15 protein-coding genes are annotated in these 21,029 nt (G+C 67.8%); 9 read left to right on the top strand and 6 right to left on the bottom strand.

The annotated features are described in order from the left end of the window. The first annotated feature begins 93 nt into the window (after nt 1–93). The gene (locus tag C5B85_RS08085) at nt 94–1,704 is read left to right on the top strand and encodes a PucR family transcriptional regulator ligand-binding domain-containing protein (protein WP_181064335.1); all 1,611 of its coding nucleotides are present in this window, start codon (nt 94–96) and stop codon (nt 1,702–1,704) included. Between the two features lie 29 nt (nt 1,705–1,733). Here the strand turns inward: C5B85_RS08085 and C5B85_RS08090 are convergent, their stop codons facing one another. Together C5B85_RS08090 and C5B85_RS08095 are read right to left on the bottom strand one after the other, a co-directional pair. Beyond that, the gene (locus C5B85_RS08090) at nt 1,734–2,213 is read right to left on the bottom strand and encodes a hypothetical protein (protein ID WP_104285489.1); all 480 of its coding nucleotides are present in this window, start codon (nt 2,211–2,213) and stop codon (nt 1,734–1,736) included. A gap of 130 nt (nt 2,214–2,343) precedes the next feature. Further along, nucleotides 2,344–3,864: a CoA-acylating methylmalonate-semialdehyde dehydrogenase gene (locus C5B85_RS08095; protein ID WP_104285490.1), complete on the bottom strand. Its 1,521-nt coding sequence runs from the start codon at nt 3,862–3,864 to the stop codon at nt 2,344–2,346. A 278-nt stretch (nt 3,865–4,142) separates the two neighbouring features. Here C5B85_RS08095 and C5B85_RS08105 point away from each other — a divergent pair, with 278 nt between their 5' ends. From C5B85_RS08105 to C5B85_RS08135, 7 genes are all read left to right on the top strand, one after another. Then, a complete protein-coding gene (locus C5B85_RS08105; protein WP_104285567.1) occupies nt 4,143–5,519 on the top strand; it encodes an NAD-dependent succinate-semialdehyde dehydrogenase in 1,377 nt (458 codons plus the stop codon). Nucleotides 5,520–5,642: 123 nt separating this feature from the next. Beyond that, entirely contained in the window at nt 5,643–6,098 is a 456-nt protein-coding gene (locus C5B85_RS08110) for a pyridoxamine 5'-phosphate oxidase family protein (protein WP_181064336.1), read from the top strand. 2 nt (nt 6,099–6,100) lie between these two features. Beyond that, nucleotides 6,101–7,219: a class I SAM-dependent methyltransferase gene (locus C5B85_RS08115; protein WP_104285492.1), complete on the top strand. Its 1,119-nt coding sequence runs from the start codon at nt 6,101–6,103 to the stop codon at nt 7,217–7,219. 68 nt (nt 7,220–7,287) lie between these two features. After that, nucleotides 7,288–8,832, top strand: coding sequence for a phosphotransferase (locus C5B85_RS08120; protein WP_104285493.1), 1,545 nt, complete (start codon nt 7,288–7,290; stop codon nt 8,830–8,832). A gap of 167 nt (nt 8,833–8,999) precedes the next feature. Then, nucleotides 9,000–9,353, top strand: a complete 354-nt coding sequence (locus C5B85_RS18930) for a hypothetical protein (RefSeq protein WP_146077884.1) — start codon at nt 9,000–9,002, stop codon at nt 9,351–9,353. Continuing rightward, nucleotides 9,350–9,667, top strand: coding sequence for a hypothetical protein (locus tag C5B85_RS08130; protein WP_146077885.1), 318 nt, complete (start codon nt 9,350–9,352; stop codon nt 9,665–9,667). Before C5B85_RS18930 ends, C5B85_RS08130 begins: the two co-directional genes overlap by 4 nt. Beyond that, the gene (locus tag C5B85_RS08135; RefSeq protein WP_104285496.1) at nt 9,646–10,803 is read left to right on the top strand and encodes a zeta toxin family protein; all 1,158 of its coding nucleotides are present in this window, start codon (nt 9,646–9,648) and stop codon (nt 10,801–10,803) included. Before C5B85_RS08130 ends, C5B85_RS08135 begins: the two co-directional genes overlap by 22 nt. A gap of 219 nt (nt 10,804–11,022) precedes the next feature. On the opposite strand, the gene C5B85_RS08140 is transcribed toward C5B85_RS08135, so the two are convergent. Together C5B85_RS08140 and C5B85_RS08145 are read right to left on the bottom strand one after the other, a co-directional pair. Beyond that, entirely contained in the window at nt 11,023–12,360 is a 1,338-nt protein-coding gene (locus C5B85_RS08140; RefSeq protein ID WP_181064338.1) for an alpha/beta hydrolase, read from the bottom strand. A gap of 111 nt (nt 12,361–12,471) precedes the next feature. Beyond that, a complete protein-coding gene (locus C5B85_RS08145; RefSeq protein WP_104285498.1) occupies nt 12,472–13,251 on the bottom strand; it encodes an L-threonylcarbamoyladenylate synthase in 780 nt (259 codons plus the stop codon). A 145-nt stretch (nt 13,252–13,396) separates the two neighbouring features. Between C5B85_RS08145 and C5B85_RS08150 the strand changes: the two genes are divergently transcribed. After that, entirely contained in the window at nt 13,397–14,347 is a 951-nt protein-coding gene (locus tag C5B85_RS08150) for a hypothetical protein (protein WP_146077887.1), read from the top strand. 27 nt (nt 14,348–14,374) lie between these two features. Here the strand turns inward: C5B85_RS08150 and C5B85_RS08155 are convergent, their stop codons facing one another. Both C5B85_RS08155 and C5B85_RS08160 read right to left on the bottom strand, forming a co-directional pair. After that, nucleotides 14,375–15,229, bottom strand: a complete 855-nt coding sequence (locus tag C5B85_RS08155; RefSeq protein ID WP_104285500.1) for a hypothetical protein — start codon at nt 15,227–15,229, stop codon at nt 14,375–14,377. 217 nt (nt 15,230–15,446) lie between these two features. After that, entirely contained in the window at nt 15,447–20,849 is a 5,403-nt protein-coding gene (locus C5B85_RS08160) for a fibronectin type III domain-containing protein (RefSeq protein WP_181064339.1), read from the bottom strand. Between the last annotated feature and the right edge of the window lie 180 nt (nt 20,850–21,029).

A 21,029-nucleotide genomic window follows, 5' to 3' on the forward strand; every position in this document is an offset into this window, starting at 1 on the left:
CCACAGATGTACCGAGTTGCTGGGCAAATCGGTGAGAATGGGTGCCATGACTCGACAAAAGCGCCACTGCTGTCTCGCGGACGGGGGGCTGTCATGAGCGTCACGCTGCGCGAGCTCGTGGAGGAGACCGAGTTCAAGTTGCGGGTACTGCACGCCGCCGACGGGGATGCGCTGGACCGCACGCTCGTTTGGGCGCACAGCTCGGACCTGGTCGACCCGACCCCGTGGCTGGAGGCCGGCCAGTTGCTGCTGACCGACGGCATGCAGTTCGCGGTGCCAGAGGCTCCGTCGAGGGGAGGCGCGGCGGGCCTCGTGGAGGCGGAGTCTCGCTCTCCAGTCTCCGCGACCGCGACGGTTCGCTTCCAGGCGCTCGCCAGCGAGGGAGTCTTCGACGCCTACGTGGCACGCCTGCGTGCGGCTGACGTCGCGGTGCTCGGCTTCGCGACCGAGGTCATCCACGCGGAGGTGCCCGCCGACCTCGTCACCGCCTGTCAGCGCCACGGCCTGACGCTCGTCGAGGTCGCCGAGCGCACCCCGTTCATCGGCATCATCCGCTACCTCGCCGACCAGCGCGCCCTCGAGCAGCGGGCGCGGCTCGAATGGTCGCTGCAGGCGCAGCGCAAGCTCGCCAGGGCGGCGCTCAGGCCGGGAGGGCTTGGTGCGATCCTCGTCGAGCTCGAGCGGCAGCTGGAGAGCTGGGTTGCGCTGTACGACTCGACCGGGCTTCGTGTGGAGGCGCAGACGCGCATCCAGGTGCCGGAAACCGAAGCTCCCGAGGTCGAACGAATGGTGCAGAGCCTGCTCGCGCGCGGCGGACGCTCTGGGGCCCGCCTGCACGGCGACGGTGGCGACGTGACCCTGCAGACGGTGGGCCAACACGGTCAGCTGCGCGGGGTGCTCGCGGTCGGGGGCCGAGCGCCTCTCGACCTCGCGGGCAACGACCTCGTTGCGAGCGCCATCGGCCACGCGTCGATTGCGCTTGAGCAGAATCGGGAATTGGATGCGGCGCGCGGGCACCTGCGGGTTGGCCTGCTCGAACTGTTGCTCGCTGGTGAGATGGACGTGGCGACGCGCACCGCGGAGACGGTGTGGGGCAAGCTTCCGGTCACCCCGATCAGGGTCATGCAGGCGCGAGGCGGGGAGCCGGGGCAGGCGCTCCTCGACCGGCTCGAACGGCTGGCAGGTGCGGGCAGCGAGCCCCTGTTCTTCGCGGCGCGCGAGCAGGAACTCATCGCGATCGTCCCCGCGGCAGGCGGTGCGACGCTGCTCGAGGCGCTGACCGAAGCCGGGTTCTCGGCGGGGGCCTCCGCGCCAGGCGACTGGCCTGAGCTTGCCCGCCTCCTCTCGGAGGCGCGCAAGGCGGCGGAGCGCAGCACGCCAAATCGGCCGTCGGTGCGTTTCGAGGAGCTCGCCACGACCGGGATGCTCGGTGCGCTCGAGGCTGCGGATGGTCGGGTCACGGCCCGCCGGGTCCTGCAGCCGCTGCTCGAGCACGGTGAACAGGGTCGGCTCTTGCTGGAGACGCTCGCCGCCTGGACGGAGGGGAACTGCGCGTGGGACCCGGTCGCGAAGTCGCTCGGCATCCACCGGCACACGCTGCGCAGCCGCGTCACGACTGCGGAGCAGCTCTTGGGCATCGACCTGCAGACCTTCGCCGGCCGCGCCGAGGTGTGGTCCGCGATGCGGCTCCTCGACGAGGCGTGAGGCGCTTCGTGGTGCCAGCGAGCCAGCGGCTACCGCTCGTCGCGGAGCCTCGCCGCGAGCCGCCGCATGCTGAGGGCGCGCTTTTGCCAGAAGGCCCACATCCCGAACCACACGAACGGGGTCAGAATGCCGGCGCCCACCTTCAGCTGGTCCCGGTAGAGGGTCCGCGCGCCTGGCAGGGGCGACACCACCATCCGGTGCTCGAACGTGGTCATGACGGCGAGTAGGCCAGATTCGGGGTACCCGCGGTCGCGGAGCTCGTGCATCCCGTTGCCCAGGTCGCGGTACTGACCGTCGATGACCTGCGTGCCCAGCGGCACCTTCCCGAGCAGGCTGATCTCGACTCGGTGAGGGCGCTCGGGCGACCAGCGCTCGGGGAAGCCGCCCGGCTCGAGCGAGCGCACCTCCGCGAGGGGAGCGGCCACGGCGCGGAACGCGTCGGGGCGCTGCAATGCGTCGGCGAGCAGTTCGGTGGGGCAGTCGAGCTCGAGCTTCAGGAGGATGCGCACGGGCACATCCTCGCCTGCTCGCCTCGGAAGTCACCTGCGCGAGCAGCCGGACACAGTTGTGGCGTTGTGCGGTTGGTTCGCGCGCCAACCGCACAACGCCACAACCCTGGGGCGAAATGCTCCTAGCTGGCTAGTCGTTTTCGGGGAAGCCGAGGTTGATGCCGCCGTGCTTGGCGGGGTCGAGCCAGCGGCTGGTGACGGCTTTCTCGCGGGTGTAGAAGTGGAAGCCCTGCAGGCCGTAGGCCTTGGAGTCGCCGAAGGCGGAGTCTTTCCAGCCGCCGAAGGAGTAGTAGGCGACGGGGACGGGGATGGGCACGTTGATGCCGATCATGCCGACCTGGATCTCGTTCTGGAAGCGGCGGGCAGCGCCGCCGTCGTTGGTGAAGATCGCGGTGCCGTTGCCGAACTGGCCGGTGTTGATGAGCTCGACACCTTCCTCGAAGCTCTTGACGCGGACGATGCCGAGGACGGGGCCGAAGATCTCTTCGGTGTAGGCGCGGCTCGTGGTGGGGAGGTTGTCGATGAGGGTGGGTCCGAGCCAGAACCCGCCGTCGGCGCCTTCCGCGCTGATGTCGCGGCCGTCGACGAGCACGTCGGCGCCGTCGTCTTTCGCGATCTGGATGTAGGAGGCGATCTTGTCGCGGTGCATTTCCGACACGATGGGGCCCATGTCGGGTTCCTTGTGGGTGTCGGTGGGGGTGCCGTCGCCGATGCGGAGCTTCGCGATGCGCTCGGTGACCTTCTCGATGAGCTGGTCGGCGACGGGCTCGATCGCGAGGACAACGCTGATGGCCATGCACCGCTCGCCCGCGGATCCGTAGCCGGCGTTGATGGCCTGGTCGGCGACGAGGTCGAGGTCCGCGTCGGGGAGGACCAGCATGTGGTTCTTCGCGCCGCCGAGCGCCTGGACTCGTTTGCCGTTCTTGGATGCGGTCTCGTAGATGTATTGCGCGATGGGGGTGGAGCCGACGAACGAGATCGCGGCGACGTCGTTGTGGTTCAGGAGGCCGTCGACGGCTTGCTTGTCGCCGTGGAGGACGTTGAAGACGCCGTCGGGGAGGCCGGCTTCTTTCCAGAGTTCCGCGAGCCAGAGGGCGGCGGAGGGGTCTTTCTCGCTGGGCTTGAGGACAACGGTGTTGCCGACGGCGATCGCGATGGGGAAGAACCACATGGGGACCATGGCGGGGAAGTTGAACGGCGAGATGATGCCGACGACGCCGAGGGCCTGCTTGATGGAGAACACGTCCACACCGGTGGAGGCGTTCTCGGTGAAGTCGCCCTTCATGATGTGGGGGAACCCGGTGGCGAGTTCCACGACCTCGAGGCCGCGCTGGATCTCGCCAGCGGCGTCGGAGACGACCTTGCCGTGCTCGGAGGTGATGATCTTCGCGAGCTCGAACTTCCGCTCGTTCAGCAGCTCACGGAAACGGAACAGCACTCCTTGGCGCTTCGCGACGGATGCGTTCAACCAGCCCGGGAAGGCCGCTTTCGCCGCGGCGACGGCCGCGTCGATCTCTTGCTGTTCCGCCAGTGCGACGTGCGCGGTGGCCACGCCGAGCGCTGGGTTGAAGACGGGGGCCGTGCGGGCGGGGGTCGCTGTCGCGAGGGCGCCGTCGATCCAGTGCTGGATCGTGGGAAGGGCAGAGTCCACGTGATACTCCTTGGGATTGCTGGGTGGGCGGGGTCGCTGAGCTGGTAGAGATCGCTGAGCTGGTAGAGCTCGCTGTGCTGGTTGAGGTCGTTGAGCTCGTTGAGCTCGCTGTGCTTGTCGAACCGGCTGAGCGTCGCGAACGGAAGCATCGTCAGACTACGGACGGCCACGGACGCCCGAGTGGCGACTTTGTAGAGGCGCACGGAGGTATTCGACCAAACTGGCAACGAGTTTTGCGTCAGACTGGCAGCGACAAGACGGCCGAGCCGAGGAGCGAGATGTCCAAGTATCGAGTGCAGAATCCAGCCACTGGCGAGATCGTCGAGACCTTCGACGACGCGACGGATGCGCAGATCGAGCAGGCCGTTGCGAGCGCCGACTCGGTTTACCGTGAGTGGCGCGAGCGCAGCGTGCAGGACCGCGCGGCCGTCGTGAGGCGCGTCGCCGAGATCTTCCTCGAGCGCAAGGACGAGCTCGCGAACCTCATTGCGGTCGAGATGGGCAAGTCCGTGCAGGAGTCGATCGACGAGGTCGAGTTCGCGGCGTCGATCATCGACTACTACGGCGTGCACGGCCCGAGCCTCATCACCGACTACGAGATCCCGAGCACGATTCCGGGCAAGGCGTTTGTCGAGCACCGCCCCGTCGGGACGCTCCTCGGGGTCATGCCGTGGAACTTCCCCTACTACCAGGTGGCTCGCTTCGCCGCGCCGAACCTGGTGCTCGGCAACACCATCCTGCTCAAGCACGCCGATATCTGCGCCCGGTCCGCCCTCACCATCCAGGAGATCATGGAGCAGGCTGGAGTTCCGGTTGGCGGCTACCAGAACGTCTTCGCTTCCCACGACCAGATCGCGACGCTCATCGCCGACGACCGCGTTCAGGGCATCTCGCTGACGGGTTCCGAGCGTGCGGGTGCCATCATCGGCGCGCAGGCGGGCAGCAACCTGAAGAAGTGTGTGCTCGAGCTCGGCGGCATCGACCCGATGGTGGTGCTCGATTCGGACGACGTCGCGGACGTCGCGAAGCAGGCGTGGGACTTCCGCGTGTACAACGTGGGGCAGGTCTGCAACTCGAACAAGCGGCTCATCGTCATGGACGACATCTACGACGAGTTCGTTGCGGAGCTGAAGAAGCTCGCGACCGGTCTCGTGCCGGGCGATCAGCTGGACCTCGCCGAGGGTGAGTTCGCGCCGATGTCGAGCCGCGCGGCCGCGGAGACGGTCGACGCTCAGGTGCAGAAAGCAATCGCGGAGGGCGCGACCCTCGAGATCGGCGGCGTTCTTGCGGAAGGGCCGGGCGCTCACTACTCGCCCGCAGTGCTTACCGGGGTTCCCCGCGATTCCGAGTCCTATGGTGTCGAGATCTTCGGCCCCGTCGCGACCGTCTACCGGGTCTCGAGTGACGAGGAGGCCCTCGAGCTCGCGAACGACTGCGCGCTTGGCCTCGGCGGTTCGGTCTTCTCGACGGACGAGGCTCGCGCTACCCGCGTCGCGCAGCGTCTCGAGGTGGGTATGGCGCACGTCAACACGATCGCAGCGGAGGCCGCTGAGCTGCCATTCGGCGGGGTCAAGAACTCCGGCTTCGGGCGTGAGATGGGCCCCATTGGAATCGGGGAGTTCGCCAACAAGCGTCTCTTCTTCGTCTCAGCGTAAGTCGTCCGTGAGCGGATGCGGGGCAGGGCGCCAGGCATCCCGCCCCGCTCCTCTGGCCGGTCCTCGCGCATCCACCTGGGGAAAAGTCGCGCGGGCCGCGCCTCGAACGGCCATGATGGAGACATGGAAGACGAGCAACTCATCACCGTCCTGAGCGACGAGGAAAGCCGCGAGCTCCTGAGCGCGACGAGGTTCGGACGCATCGCGTTCGCGTTGAACGGCCGTGTGGAGATCTACCCGCTCAACATCGCGTACAGCGAGGAAAGCGGCAGCGGGAGCGCCGGCGAGATCGTCTTCAAATCTGCGCCCGGCTTCAAGCTTGCCGGTGCGTCTATCGCGAAAGAGGTCGTGTTCCAGGCGGATGCGCTCGGAGACGGCTTCGCGACGAGCATCGTCGCGCGTGGCGAGGCGCGCGTGCTGAGTACGGAGGCCGAGCTCGAGTGGGCTGCTGACCTCGACGTGAGCCCGCTCATCGCTACCCCCAAAAATGAGTACGTCGCTATCAAGGTGGGGGAGGTCTCCGGACGTCGCTATGTCACGGGCGAAGAACTCGAGCCCCTCATCGACACCGTCGCCTAGGCGTGGCGGACACCGCACTGGGCAGGGCCGCTACCGGCGCCGAGCCTGACCCCGTCGATCGACTCATCCTCGACGAGGCCGCCGAGCTGGCTGGGCCGACGGCCCCGCTTGTCGTCGTCGGCGACGCCACGGGCGCGCTCGCCGTCGCTGCCGCGGAGCGGTTCGACCTCGATACCGTCCGCACCTTCCACGACGCCGTCACCGACGAACGGGCGAGCGACGAAGCCGTGCGAGCGAGCTTCCGTTCGCTGAAGGCTGTCCGCTTCGGGCTGGAGCCCGCCCTGTTCGAGGGGGCGCGGCTCGTGCTGCTGCGGCTCCCGAAGTCGCTTGCCGAGCTCGACGAGGTCGCCCGTCTTGTTGCCGCGCATGCGCATCCGGACGTGCGGGTCGTCGCCGGCGGCCGAATCAAGCACATGAGCCGCGGCATGAACGAGACGCTGGAGCGTTCGTTCGGTGCAGTCTCCGCGAGCCTCGGCAGGCAGAAGTCGCGAGTGCTGCACGCGAGCGGGCCGAAGGCCGAGTTGCTCGGGGCCGAAACCGGGTATCCGATCGTGCAGAACTCCGACGAGCTCGGCTTCGCGATCGCGAGCCACGGGGGCGCGTTCGCGGGCCCCCGCCTGGACCTCGGCACGCGTGAGCTGCTCGCCGTCCTGCACGAGCTCCCCGCGGACGCGTTGCCTGCAAGCGGGCTCGCCGTTGACCTCGGCTGCGGCACCGGTGTGCTCGGCGTCGCTCTGGCCAAGCTCAGGCCGGGGCTCGAGGTCGTCGCGAGCGACCGCTCCTGGGCGGCTGCGGCCTCGTCCCGCGAGACGATTCGCCTCGCTGGTGTCGGGGACAGGGTCGAGGTGCGCCGCGAAGATTCGGGCTCGAGCATAGAGACCGGCACGGTTGACATCGTGCTGCTCAACCCGCCGTTCCATGACCGTCACGAGGTCGTGGAAGACATGGCGCATCCGCTGTTCGAGCAGGCAGCACGCATGCTGAAGCCGGGCGGGACCATGCTGACGGTGTTCAATTCGGGCCTCGCGCACCGGGCCGCGCTCGAGCGGATCGTCGGCCGAAGCAGGCAGATCGCACGGGGTGCGAAGTTCACCGTGGTGATCAGCCGCAAACGTGGCTGATCGTCACCGAAAAGCGCGCCGGGCGGGGGCATCCGGTCGGTAGGCTGATCATCTGAACCGGAGGCGCTATGACCGATCTCATCCACATGCTCCGCGACTGGATGCCGAAGCAGCGGTGGTACTCGGGCGGGGAGGGGCGGGCGCCGCAGCTCACCCACCTCGGCAGCTACGTGCTCGCCAACCCGAATGGTGAAGCCGGCGTGCATCTGGTGACCGTGCCATGCATCCTCGATTCTTCCGGGGATGAGCCGGTCGTGTACCAGGTTCCGATCGTGCTCCGAGAGGTGGATGCGCGAGTCCCGGCCCTCGGCTACATCGGGTCGATCAGCAACGCCTCGGGGCGTGTGAGCGCCGTCGTCGACGGGCCTCACGACATCGCGTTCGCGAAGGCGCTCCTGGCCCTGCTCGAGCGTGAGGGGCATGCGACCGGGGCCGGCGGGCGGAGCGACATCGCCGCCTACGGGCTGCCGATGCCCGGAGCTGTCGTCGGGAGCTTCGTGACGAGCCGGGTGCTGTCTGGCGAGCAGTCGAACACGTCGATCATCTGCGAGATGAGACTCCCGGACGGGGCTGACGCGGCGCCGCTCATCCTCAAGGTCTTCCGCATGCTGCACGATGGCGAGAACCCGGAGGTGACGCTGCAGTCCGCGCTCGCCGCAGCAGGCTCCGTGCGTGTGCCGCCTGCCGTCGGGCACCTGTCGGGCTACTGGCCCGACCCGCGCGCACAAGGCGGCCGCGCCTCCGGCAACTTCGTGTTCGCGCAGGAGTTCCTGCCGGGCGTCGAGGACGCGTGGCGCGTGGCGTTGCGTGCGGCAGAGACGGGCGACGACTTCGGTGACGCCGCCTATACGCTCGGTGAGGCGACCGCGGAGGTGCACCGCACGCTGCGCGAGGTGCTGCCGAGTGTCGAGTCGACCGCGCCGAGGGTGCAGGCCGAGGTCGCGGCCATGCGTCAGAGGCTGGATGCGGCGATTGCTGTCGCGCCCGCGCTGGAGCGCCTGCGTGGGGCGGCGGAGGAAGTGTACGCGCACGCCGCGGCCATGCACTGGCCCCGGTTGCAGCGGGTGCACGGCGACCTGCACCTCGGGCAGGTGCTTGCCGTCGAAGATCGCGGCTGGGTGTTCCTCGACTTCGAGGGGGAGCCGCTGCGTTCCATCGAGCAGCGCAACACGGCGGATGCTCCACAACGGGATATCGCGGGCATTCTTCGGTCGTTCGACTACGTCGCTGGGTCTCTCGAGATGACCACGGGGCGCAACGTCGCGGGCGACTGGGCTGCTCGGGCGCGGCAATCGTTCCTCAACGGCTACGCCGCGGCAGTGAGCGGCGAGGCCAGGGCCGGGCGCCACACTGGGGCGATCACGCTCGAGGGGCGCGCCGCCCGCCGGCAGGCCCAGGACGCGCACGACGCCGCAGACGCCCGCGAACTCTCGGGCGTGACTGGAGCTCGAGGCGGGTCTCAGGAAGACCGGCCGCTGAGCGCAGCGGAATCTGCCGCGCTCATCAGAGTGTTCGAACTCGACAAGGCCCTGTACGAGGTGATCTACGAGGCGTCCCAGCGGCCTGCGTGGCTGAGGATCCCCGTGCGAGCCGTGCAGCGCATCCTCGCCTAGGCGAGGATGCGCTGCGGTTCGGGATTCCGTCTCCTGCTGGGCGCCTGCCGGGCGCTCGCCTCGACGCCCGCATCGACGCGGTAGACGTTATCCACAGATTCTTCCGGTCATCGTTTGAGGCGCGTTCGCGCGACTACCTTCGCGAGTACGCAATCGGAAGGATGTATGTGCCGAGCAAAGACACGTTCAACAGTTCGCCCGGCAATCCGCGTGGTGTGCCGAGTACCGGAGGGTACTCGCCCGAGGTCTACGACTTGTTGTTGGATGCGGGTGGTCGGCTAGCAGCGTTCTACGTCGCGAGAGCCGCGCGTGCTCGAAATGCCCCCGACGTCCGCCGTTGGCAGAACAAGCTCGCCGCGCTGCGTGAGGAGATTGCTGACGTTGACGCACAGTCGAACGTGAGCGTCGTCGGCAAGCGCAACGAGCTCCTCGAGCGGTACCGCGTCGAGGCGAGTGGCGGCGAAAGGTACCCGGAAGGCCCAGACGACGAGACGACCCAAACGACGAGAGGACGAATATGACCGACAGAGCTGACAGAGCTGACAGAGCTGACAGAGCTGACAACGCGGACCACGCGGACGACGTTGCCAACAGCGACCACGTCGACGACTACGACCCCATGATCTACGACGCCATGCGCGAAGCCGCGAATCGGCTTAGAGGGTTGTACGTGGCTCGGCAGAATGAGGCCACCACCGAAGAGGAAAGACAACGCTGGCTCGAAAAGCAGATCAGCGTTCGCATCGAAGCAGATGCGGTCGACACCTTCTCGCTGGAGGCCGTGCAGGCGCTGAGGGCTTCATTCGTCGCACGATGCAGGGCAGAAGAACAGTGAGCCAGGGGCTTGAGCTGACCCAGGGGGAGCTCCACTCAATCTTTCAGCGGTCGATTCAGCCAGAACTCGAAGCGCTCCGGGCCAGTGAACCAGAGGCTGAGCCAACGCTCATTCTTGTCGGAGCCCAGCCGGGAGCTGGCAAGACTCGAACTGTTGGGCGTGCTCAACAAGATCATGCCGGTGCGCTTGCGGTCGTCGGCGATGACCTGCGCGTGTTTCATCCCGACTACGCACGCCTCATGCGTGAGGAACCGTTGCGCATGCCGGAGGTGACGGCGCAGGCAGCTGGTGCATGGGCGCGCATGTCGAGCGACTACCTGCGGGATCGGCAGGCGTCGGTGGTGTTCGAGACCACGTTCCGGCAGCCGGATGCGGTTGTTGCTACCGCGAAGGAGTTCCGCGACGCCGGCTACCGAGTCGAGGTGCGGGCGCTCGCCGTGCCCGAAGCCGTTTCGCGCCTCGGCGTGCTCTCGCGCTACGCGGAGCAGGTGCGCGACCAGGGCGTCGGTCGGTGGACACCGCAGGCATTCCACGATGTCGCCGCAGAGCAGATGCCCAGGTCGCTCGAGCGAGTGATTGCCGAGGGGCACGTCGACAGGGTCCTCGTCGTTGATCGTGCCGGCCGCGCACTCTACGCGTCCGACATCGACGCGGCCGCTGCGAGCTCGCCCGCCGCCGGACACGGCGCAGAAGCCCGCGCCGAAGCCCGCGCCGCCGTCGACGCCGGGCGACGAATCGAAACCCTGGGAAGCGAGGCGTCGAGAGCCTGGCTTGGCACCTTCGACCGCGACGCGAACTTCGTCCTCGACCGGGCCGACATCGGCAGCGACGTGCTCGCCACCATCGACGACCTCCGCCGCGACGGCGACCGTATCGCCGGCCTCGCCCACGCACCCGACAGTCCAGAAGCAGCCGACGCGGCGTCCAAACTCGCGGATCTCGGCGATCGCACCAGCGCCGCGCGGGATGCCCTCGAGCACAGTTCAGAGCACACCAAGCCGAGCGCGCCGGGCATCACAGACGTGCGGTCGCGACTCACCACCAAGCTCGAGACGACCCTCAACCCCGGTTCGAATCAGCGCCCCGCCCCGGCCGCCACGCGCGCGCAGCAACCAACGCTCGACCACGATCGCTGAACCAGCGCCCCACCAGAGCTCTGAACCAGCGCGCTGGCCCAGAGCCCTGATCCAGGGCGCTGGCCCAGAGCCCTGATCCAGGCGCTGAACCAGGACCCCAGCTGCGTCCAGCCAGCTCTCGTCGGCCGGGCTCAGTCGGCCTCAGCCGAGCTCAGCCCGGGCCCACGGGGTCAGCCGGGCTCAGCCCGGCTCAGCCCGGGCCCACGGGGTCAACCAGGGTCAGCCGACCCGGCGAAGCTCCGGCTCCCGCACTTTCAGGAACGGCGCGTACGGCAACATGAGGCGCTGCGCGACGCGGGCAAGAGCCCCCGCATCGGGAGCCAACTCGACCTCGGCGCCATCGCCCATGAGGACGGCCGCCATGTTGCGCTTCGCGGTGGTACCCCACTGCTCGAGGATCGTCGTATGCCCAGTCAGCAGGTCACCGAGTGACAGCGGCGCGCCGGCGGCTCGCTTCTCCTGAGCCGCCCCCAGCACGCCCGTCTCGAGCCTCACCACGCCAGGCGTGTTCGCGGGGTCAGCGCCATGCCCGAAATGCCCCGCCGACCCCAGGAAGGGGAGATGCACGTTGACGCCGAGGATCGGACCAACAGATGGATCCACGGGAGCCAGCAGCGAATAGTGCGGAACACGCGCCGACGCCGGCAGGTCGTCAAGCGACGTCACGCCGTGCCCGAGGCCAGCGCTCGACACGTGCACAACCCGGTCAACCCGCATCCCGAGCGACATGGCGCGACCGGTCACCCCACCACCGAAGCTGAAGCCGAACGCCGTCAGCGCCACCCGGCCGTCGCGCGGAATCGAGTTCACGAACGCCCCCAGCTTGCGAGCCAGACCGTCAGCCATCGCCGCCGACAGCGCCAACGGGCCTCGCGGGAACCGGCCGCCCTGCCACACCACAAGCCCAGCCGTGCCTGCCGGCGCGAGCTTCAGCAACTCCGACATGGTGTGCGCCTTGCCCTCGAAATCCAGCAGGCGAGCCTCATTGCCCGGCACGAACACGCCAACCGACGTGACACCCTCCGCGAACGGCGAAGCCAGCGGATCCTCCGACTCGGAGATCGCGGGCCCCACGTACTCGACGATCGAATCTCGTTCAGGGTCGAAGGCCAGCACGAACCTCGGCTGGCCTCCACGGTCGACAAAACCGCGCCCGCTGTGCAGCTCCTTCAGCTGGTGGAGGAGCCGCTCGCGGTCGCGCAGCTCGCCACGGCTCGCATCCGCCAAGATGCTCTTGATCTCACCGCCCGCGAACGCGCTCGCGCTGCCAAGCGCACGCTCAATCGACGCGCCAGACTCGAGCGCCCTGATGGCCCGTCCGAGAGATTCCCGGTTCGCCCGCACACGCACCGACCACGGGATGCCGTCGAGATTACCGACAAGCAGCGGCACCTGCTTCATGAGCCGTTTGTGCACGGAGACGGGCAACGAGCCCCACCACTCGCGCGTCGTCGCGGCTGAGGGAGGCGCGTTCAGGACGCGGCGCAGGCGACCGCGCGAAATAGGCCTCGACTCGATCAGGCGGGTGAGGTCAGCAAAAGAAGAACGGGCTCGCACGCATGAAGCGTAGCGAGCCCGTCCGACAATTCGGGTGGTGAGTCGCCCCGTCAGGCGGGCGACCATCAGCCCACGCGATAAGTGCGAATCAGCCCACGCGTCAGGCGAGAATCAGTAGTACTCGCCCTGGCGGAAGTCCCAGCTGTTGAAGGACTCAGCGAGGATCGCCATGATGCGGTTGATGTCGAGGCCCTTGCGGATCACGACAGGCGCGGGGGAGATGGAGCGCTGGCCGCCCTGCTCGGGGATGAGCGTGCCTTCGGCGTCGACCATCGAGATCATGACGCCCTGCTCGTGACGCGTCTCCGTCGTCGCTTCAGGCTGGATCGACGCGACGTAGTCGTTAGCCTCGATGATGAGGTCGGCGCGGTCGTGGATGCGCTCGCCGATGCCCTCGACGAGTCCACGGTTGCCCTTGCCGGACGGGTTCGCGGAGCTCGCGAACGCGAAGCGTCCGTGGTTGTCGTAGAGCTCCTTCGCGAGCTTCTCGCCCGGAACGCCGAACTTGATGACGAAGCAGCTCGTGCCGCGGCCGTCCATCATGAGTTCCTTCGTGCCGTCATCGGGAAGCGCCGCGACAGCCTCTTCCTTCCAGGGCAGGATGCAGCCGAGGAGGATGTCGTCGTTCCAGTGGCGCTCGTAGAACGCGTCGATCTCAGGCGTGAGCTGCGCGAGGGCGCGGAGCTGCTCGAGCGAGCCGCAGAGCACAACACCCGGCTTGTTGCGGTTGCGCTCCTTCGCCTCGAACTTGCGCTCGAGTCCCTCCTTGTCGGAGGTCATGATGATGTAGCCGACCTTCGTCGGGACGACGACGAGTCCGCCGTCTCCCGTGAGGATGTCGACGGCTTCTGGCTGCACGTCGCCGTTCCACGCGATCAATTTGCTGTCCATAGCTGCGTTTCTCTCGAAATTGGTGCTCGGGCTCGTCGAGCCGGAGTGAACTGTCGCGTCCGCTTGGGTCGCGTCGAGGATCGATCCTACTTGGTGTTGGCGCGCGGCCAGGGTCGGTAGGGCCCACGCCCGTAGGGTTGAGGGCATGGAGACTCCCCCGCAGACCCCAGATAGCGCTGCATCTTCTGGGGACGAGCCCGAGGCGCTGGTGATCGCATCGGGTCCACGCCCGACTACCCCAGGTGAGGTTGCGCAGGTCATCGAGCGGTTCCTGCACGAGACGGTTCCCCCGATCTTCGAGCTCGACCCGACCATGGACGTGCGGGGCTTCGATGCGGCGCGTGTCACCGCGCATCCGCTCGCGGGTGACCTTCTGGGGCTCGACCTCGACTTCTCGGGCCTCGAGGTGACGCTCGATCCGACGGTCATGGACGCCCCGCCGACGCCCGAGTTCCCGGTATTCGGCACCGAGGTGTCGAGGGCGGATGCGAAGGTGGCCGAGGTGCGCGCACGTGCGCTTCCCATCCGCATCCAGGACGTCGAGGTCGACGCGACGGTCACGGCCACCGGGGTGCACGTCGACTGGGCGGAGGATGAGCTCGGCCAGCTGGCGCTTGCGCTCAAGCACGGCACGTCCGGGGGCGAGGCCGTGACGGTCTTCCCCGTCGACGACCTGTCGATCGACCTCTCGGCGCAGCAGCAGGCGGTTTCCGACGCGGTGGTCAAGATGGTCCAGGAGTCGGCGGAGAGCCAAGGCTTCAAGGTGTCGAGCATGGAGATCAAGCTCACGCAGGCCGGATCCCGCGGGGCGCACGTGCGCGTCGCCGGCAAGGTCAAGCGGGGGCTGCTGGGTGCCAGTCTGCTCTTCACGACGGAGGCTCAGCTTGGCGACGACCTCAAGCTGCAGCTGCTCAAGCCAACGCTCACGAGCCACAACCCCTTCATCGGGCTGCTGCTGCTCGCCGTGCGGAAGCAGATCCGCGAGGAGCTCAAGGACCCCATCGACCTTCGCGACCTGCAGCTCGACCCGCTGAAGCTCGTCGACGCGCAGTTCGAGGTCGGCGAGCACCTGCGGGTTCGACTCGACTACAGGTAGGCGCGGTGTGACCGTGGTTGCAGCGCGTCACGCTGCAGCTTCGGACGATCGCACCTCCTCCAGAGCCAACGCGAGCTGCTCCGTGTGTCCGAGGGCAGTCAGCGGCATCAAGAGCATGAGCGACGTCCACACAAACGACGCGAGGGCAGGGAAGCTCTCGCCACTCGTGATGATGAGTTCAGCGACGCAGGCCGCTGCAGTTGCGGCTGAGACGCACAGCGCGAGGGGCAGCAGGAGCGGAAACACGATGCGCCGCTGAGCGATCGCCTGCTCGATCTCATCGACTCTGGAGAGGTTGAGGCGGATGCGCTCGTTCGCCGGGTTGACGGAGTTCTCGATCATCCTGCGCGTGTCACGCGGGAGCGGTGCGCCGCGGTGCGCGACCCAGAGCCAGATCGCGAGCGGCACCACGGCCGACGCGAGGGCGCCGCACAGGGCGAACAGCGCGGTGCCGACGACCAGACGCCACGACTCGACGCCGTCCACGAACATGCCGGTCAGGACAGCGCCAATCGCTGCCCCCGCGGCGGCGAACACCACGAGCATCACGAGGCGACGTGGCGGGAGAAGGATGGGGAGGTTCGCCCAGGCCGCGCGATAGCCGAGCCGGGTCGTCGATGTCGTGGGTGCCTCCAGCTCCCGGATCTCGCCGGGGCCGAGCGCCGTGAACACGCCGGGGCCGGACTTCGCCATCCTCGAGTCGGTCGCTCGAAGGCCGATGATCGCTGCGAAGGCGAAGAGGAAGGGGATCCCGCCGAAGATCAGGAGCGCCATCCAGCGCCCCTCAAGCCCGAGCAACCCCGCGACCGTGACGACCACGAAGAACGCGCCCGTCGCGATGCTGAAGGCGAGCAGGGGGCGCCGTCTCTGCTTGTCTGCCATCCCACATCCCTGATTTGGCCTGCTTGATCAGCCTTTCGGCTGCTGCGGTCAGAGACCAACGTACCGACGGCGCTCAGTCGCTTCCTGGGCGCGGGGCGGCTCGAGTTCGCGTGTGCGAGGTGCGGTTCCGGCGCCCCAAGGCCTTCGGCTTGACCTCGAGCGCAACTGGGCGGGCGTCGCGTTCACCTTCAACGCGGCGCCCGCCCAGTGCGTGCAGCTACTTCGTGACCGAGACGGTGTGCGTCGTGCTCACGGTGGTTCCCGCTGCGTTGATGAACTCGACCGTGTAGGAGTACTGCCCCGGACCCCTGCCCTCTATCTGCAGCGCCGCCTTCTGAGCCGCGGGGCTCGCAGCGGTGAGCGTGCCGGCGCCGACCTCGACGCCGTTCTCGAGGAAGCGGTAGGCGGTGGCATTCGTACCCCACCAGAGGTTCGCAGTGACGCTGTAGTTGCCGTCGCCGTCCCAGTTGTCCGAGGAGAGGGACGGTGCGCCCGGGGCAGCGTTCGTCACGGTCACCGTGAGCGACTCGGTTGAGGTCGTTCCCTTCGAGTTCACCAGTTCGCCCGTGAAGACGTAGGTCCCGTTCTTCAGACCGGCGATGTCGACGACGGCTGACTGGGCCGCCGGCGAGTTCATGGTGAGCGGTGTGGCGCTGACCAGCTGGCCGTCTTGGTAGAGCCGGAAGATGGAGCCGTTCTCACCCCACCAGAGGTTCATCGTCAGTTGGAACTCGCCGTCACGGAGCCCGGTGTTCCAGCCATCGTTGGACGAGAGCACTCCCTTGCCCGGGGCCTTCGTCGCGCCGTCGTCCGCGGGAGCTTCGGCCAGGGTGACAGGTGCGGTCGCCGCCGAGCGGGGACCCTCCCCGGAGGCGTTGACGCCGGTCACCTCGTAGGAGTGCGTTGAACCCGGAGCGAGTCCGGTGACGGTGCAGCTCGTCTCGGCCGCTTCGCAGACCGGCTCCGAGCCTCCTGCTTCGTAGACCCGGTACCCCGTGAACCCGGCTCCGGTGTCGGTGAGGTCGTCCCACGAGACGGTGATGGAGCTGCTGTCGGCTTGCGCCGCGACAGGGTTCTGCGGTGTGCCCGGCAGTGTCTCGTCGGCAACGGCGAGCCAGGAGATGACCGGCTTCTCGCCACCCGCGCCCTCGTTGGTCACGAGGTAGTCGACCGTGGCTGCCTCCGAGAGCGTGAACGTCAGACCCGCGGAGAGCTTGGGCGTCGAGCCGGAGAGCGGGATGCTTCCCTTCGCGAGTTCCGTGCCGTTGACCGACACGGTCTGGTACAGGGTTCTGCTGAGGTTCCACCACTCGGTGAAGCCGCCGGTCAGCGTGTACGTACCGGCCTCCAGCGGGAGCCGGTAGCTCAGCTTGGTGGTGTCCTGGTAGAGACCCGTCGAGTACTTGTCCTTGATGTCGGTCCCGGTCTTCAGCTTCATGCCGTCAGCGACGTGTCCCCATTGCTCGGCCGACGTGGAGACCTGGTCGACCTTGTCGTTTCGCAGTCCGTCGACGGCGGCTGACACTGCCGCGTACTGCGGCGAGGCGACGCCGTTCGTCCCGGCGTCGATGAAGTAGACGAGCCCAGTGGGAACGATCTCGAACTGCGCGACAACTGGGGCGTCACTTTCGTCGAGGCGTCCGTGCGCCGTGATCGTCTCGTACTCGGTGCGGGCCTGCTCGTGGGCGGCGGGCTCCCACGTGACGGCACGTTCGGCGTCTGCGACCATCACCGTTTCGGGGAGTGGGTCGTCGGTGCCTAGCACGCCCTGCACGCCGAGGTCGCGGGGCAGCGTCTGTACGTAGACGAGCGCGAGTCGTGCGTTGTAGCCGCTCGTTCCGTTGGTGCCGAACTCCAGCTGGACGACGGCTTCCTCGTCGAGCGTGAGCGTCTGCGCGATGGGGGTCGCCGATCCTGTCGAGACCGCGGTCTTCGAGACGGTCTCACCGTTCGCGGCGAGTTTCGCGGACAGGTTCGTGGTGAGTCCGGCACGCGGGGCCTGAACCCCGACGACGTTGTAGGAACCCGCGGGGAGGGTCAGATGGTAGGTCACCGGCTTGTTGAAGTCGGCACCGACGTATGACGATCCCCAGTCCTGCGGGGTGCCGCTCGCGAGCGCGGTCGCCGCGGTCGAGTACCCCCAGGTGCTGCCCGGGGAGGTGCCGTTCCACTTCTGGTCGGCAGTCTCGTTGCGGAGGTTGGGCGAGACGGCCGCCGCGGCCGCATGGGCGGAGCCCGCTGCCGAACCGCTCGAACCGGAGTCGATGAAGTAGTCGAGATCGGCAGGGACGACGAGCACCGTTGCTGAGATGCGCTGGTAGACACCGGCCTCGGTCTTCTCCGAGGTTCGGCCACTGGCCGTGAAGGTCGCAAGCTCACCGGTGGTCTTGGCGCTGGCGTTCGAAGCTGCAGTCCAGATGACCTCCTCCTCGGTCCCCGAGAGCGTGACGGAACCGGGCAGGGCACGCTCGGCGGCCGTGATGGCAACGGAGCCCAGGTCGGTCACGTCGGCGCTGACATCCTTGGGGGTGAGTGCGTCTGCAGCGGATGCGAGTCGCACCTCGATCGCCGTCGCCCCTTCGACGTCGAGTCCGTACCCGACCGGGTCGGCGGTCGCGGCCTGCGCGGCCGTCCGAGCCGCAGCGAACGGAGCCCATGACTGGGGTGCGTAGTCGGCCTCGACGAGCTGCGCGACTGTGGAGACGGCTTCGGTGAGTGCCCCCGTGTCGACGCGCGCAGAGTCGGCGACTGCACTGATCGTGGCGACCGAGTCGACGTTGATCGCGGTGTCGTTGGCGGTCTTGATGTCAACCGTGTGGGCGCCGTTGGCGAGTCCGCGGAGCGTGAAGGTCGTTCGGGCGCTGCCCGCGTTCCAGGTCGGGGCTCCGAGAACGACGGGGATCCCATCCACCTCGACGTCGAGCGTCGCAGTCCCGGGGTTGGCTCCGATGATGTCCAGGCCAGTTCCGGTGAAGGAGTAGCTCAGCGCGGCGCCCTTCGCGGTGCTCTTGGACGCTGTTCGCTGCCACTCGAACATGCCCTGCCCGTTGACGTGGCTCCAGTTGGCATCGAACTCGAGTACCGGCGTCGACGTGTTCGACCAGCTGCTCTGGTGCATCCCGTCGATGATCTGCGTGTAATAGGGCGTGTATCCGGGCAGGGCCTGGATCTGCAGGTTGTCGAACTGCACGAAGTTGAAGCTGGATCCGAGTTGGATGCGCCCCGTGGCCTGCGGTGCGGCGTCCGTGTACGCCGCGACCTGCACGCCGTTGATCGAGGCCGTGTAAGTGTCGGCGGCGACGGTCACGGCGATGGTGTTCCAGACGCCGGCGCCAGCGTTGAACGCGACCTCCGCGTTGCCCGCCACCGTGCCGGTGGCAAGTGTCGTGCCGTAGCGGGTGAAGGTCCACGCTCCGGTGGGCTCGACCTTGAGCTCGGCTGCCGAGACGTTCTGCCCGTTCGCCGTGCCGCCCTGCTCTCGGGCACCGATGGTGGCGTACTGCGCTCCCGCGGCCTCGAACAGCACGTCGGTCGATGCCGTGTAGTTCGCCCAGCGGGCGTCACCGATCGTCGTCTTGGGGTCGCCGCTGTTCCAGGCGCCGCCCGCCATGCCAGGGCCCACCTGCTGCCTGAGCACGCGGCCGTGTGCAGCATCGGCGGTGGCAACCGACTCGAATGCGCCGTTGGTGTCGTTCGTGTAGCGGGGGGTCACGCCCTGGTCTTCTGGCTGCAAGGCTGGCGTTCCGTTCGGCTTCCCCTTGGCGCCGCGGCTGTCCAGGAACGACTCCCCGGAGTCGACGAGCGCTCCGGTGGCCGGGTCGTAGCCGCTGATGTTGCCGGCGCTGGCGTAGTCGAAGTCGTCGGCATAGAGCACCTCGTCGTCGGTGACCCCATTCTGGGAACCGGTCGGGTCGGTGTCGAGGACGTCGCGGCCGCCGTCCTGGTCGGTGTATTCGGGGGACGTCGGCAGCGAGCTCGCGTAGCCGTCCTTGGGGGTGAGGGTGCCATCGGCCGCTGCCGTCGCCTGGTCCAGCGTCGTGAGCGTCAGGGACGACCACGGCTTGACCTCGACGGTATAGAGCCCGTCTCCGTCCGGCGAGATCTCGCCGATGGGCTTGAGGTAGTTGTCGTTGTAGGCCTGCCCGGCATCCGCGGCGCGCGTCTCCCAGAGCTCGGCCGTGCGGTCTGCGCCGATGGCCATGTCCTTCGCCGTGATGCGGTAGCTCTTCGTGAAGCTGCTGTCGTTGATGATGACGGTCGAGAAGTCGCTGGCATCGGGAGCCGCCAGGGTCGTGTAGGACGCCCGGCCGAGACGGGCACCGTCTGGCGGGTTGCCCTTCCCGAGCTCGCTGTCTGACGCCTGCGGGATGGCACGCCAGATGCCGGCGGTGTTGTCGTCGTTCTCCCAGCCGAGCTTCGCGAACTTGGTGAACTGCTCGATCATGGCGAGGCCGCCGTCGTAGTACAGCCAGCCGGACCACGGGTCGCGGGCGCTCACGAGCTCCTTCGAGGAGTACTGGAACCCGTCGTAGAACGAGCCGATCGCGGGTTGGAAGATGTTGAGGGTACGGCGGGACTCGTCGAACCCGGTCGTGACCCAGTTGCCCATCTCGAGCGCGCTGTTCGGACCGCCGAATCCGGTGCCCGTTCTGCCCTGCTCGTCACTGTTGGTGTTGTTCGGCCGGTCGGCCGAGTTGGAGAACGTGGACTGGCCCTCCGAGTTCCACACCTCCTTGTCGAGCTCCTCGGCCACCTTCTTGAGGTTGCCGGCGCTGTCGTCGGCGCTCGAGTAGTGGAAGCCCACGACGTCCACTGCGTCACGCAGCGACGAATCGGTGGGGGACATCATCTCGTTGCCGAAGGACACGGGAGGGGTTCCGACCGTGTCGGCGGCGACCGTCTCGATGGATCGGTAGAGGTCCCGCTCTTCGTCCGAGGCGAAGCCGCTGTTCGGGTCTGCCGAGCTGGTGCCCTCGTAGCCCTTCTCGTCGCCGCGGAGCCAGCCGGAGAAGTCCTTGTACAGCTGGATCTCGGGGGTCCTCGTCTCGTTCGCGTCTGGGTTGATCGAGTCGACCATGATCCCGTATTCGCGGTAGGCGGCGAGCACGGTGTTCTTGAACCAGATGTACTGCGCGGCGTGGTCGGTGGCCCAGGCCGGCCGGTTCCAGCGCAGGATGCTGACGTGCACGTCGCCGTGCGCGACGAGCTGCGCGTCGGCTGCGAGCTGGAAGCCTGGCTCGCGCTTCACGTTGGGGTACTCGTCGCGCGTGCGCATCGTCGACGGGTTCGGTCCCGTGGAGGTGTTGCGGTCGTTGCCCATCTCGATCTTGATGGTGTTCATGATCGGGCGGTCGCCCCCGAACAGCGTCTCGATCAGCTCCCAGTACTTCTCGGGATGCTGCGCCTTGTAGTCGAGGAGCAAGGCGCTCGTCGAGTTGGCCGTGAGGACGCCGAAGCCCTTGAACGTGAGTCCGTTCACGTTCTCGGCGGCGTTCGCGACGTCTGCGCCGTCGATGGTCACCGAGACAGGGTCCGCTCCTGCCGCGTAAGCGGGTGTCGGGGCGACGAGCACCGGTGCGAGCATCGCCGCAGCCGTCGCCGCGATGAGTGCCAGACTCATCCGCCTCCTGCGACTCCGTGGCGTGCTGGCGACTCGATCGAGCCTCTGGTCCTGAGGCATGTGCGCTCTCCGTTCTGTGCGCTGTCCGCGCGGGCTCGTTCGTTGAGTGCGCGGCGGGCACGACTGTGTGCTTCCGAGCTGATCTTGGAGGGGGCCCGGGGAAAAGACCAGCGAAACGAA

Origin of the sequence: Pseudoclavibacter sp. AY1F1 (assembly GCF_002931075.1) — a bacterium.
Taxonomy (GTDB): Bacteria; Actinomycetota; Actinomycetes; order Actinomycetales; family Microbacteriaceae; genus Pseudoclavibacter.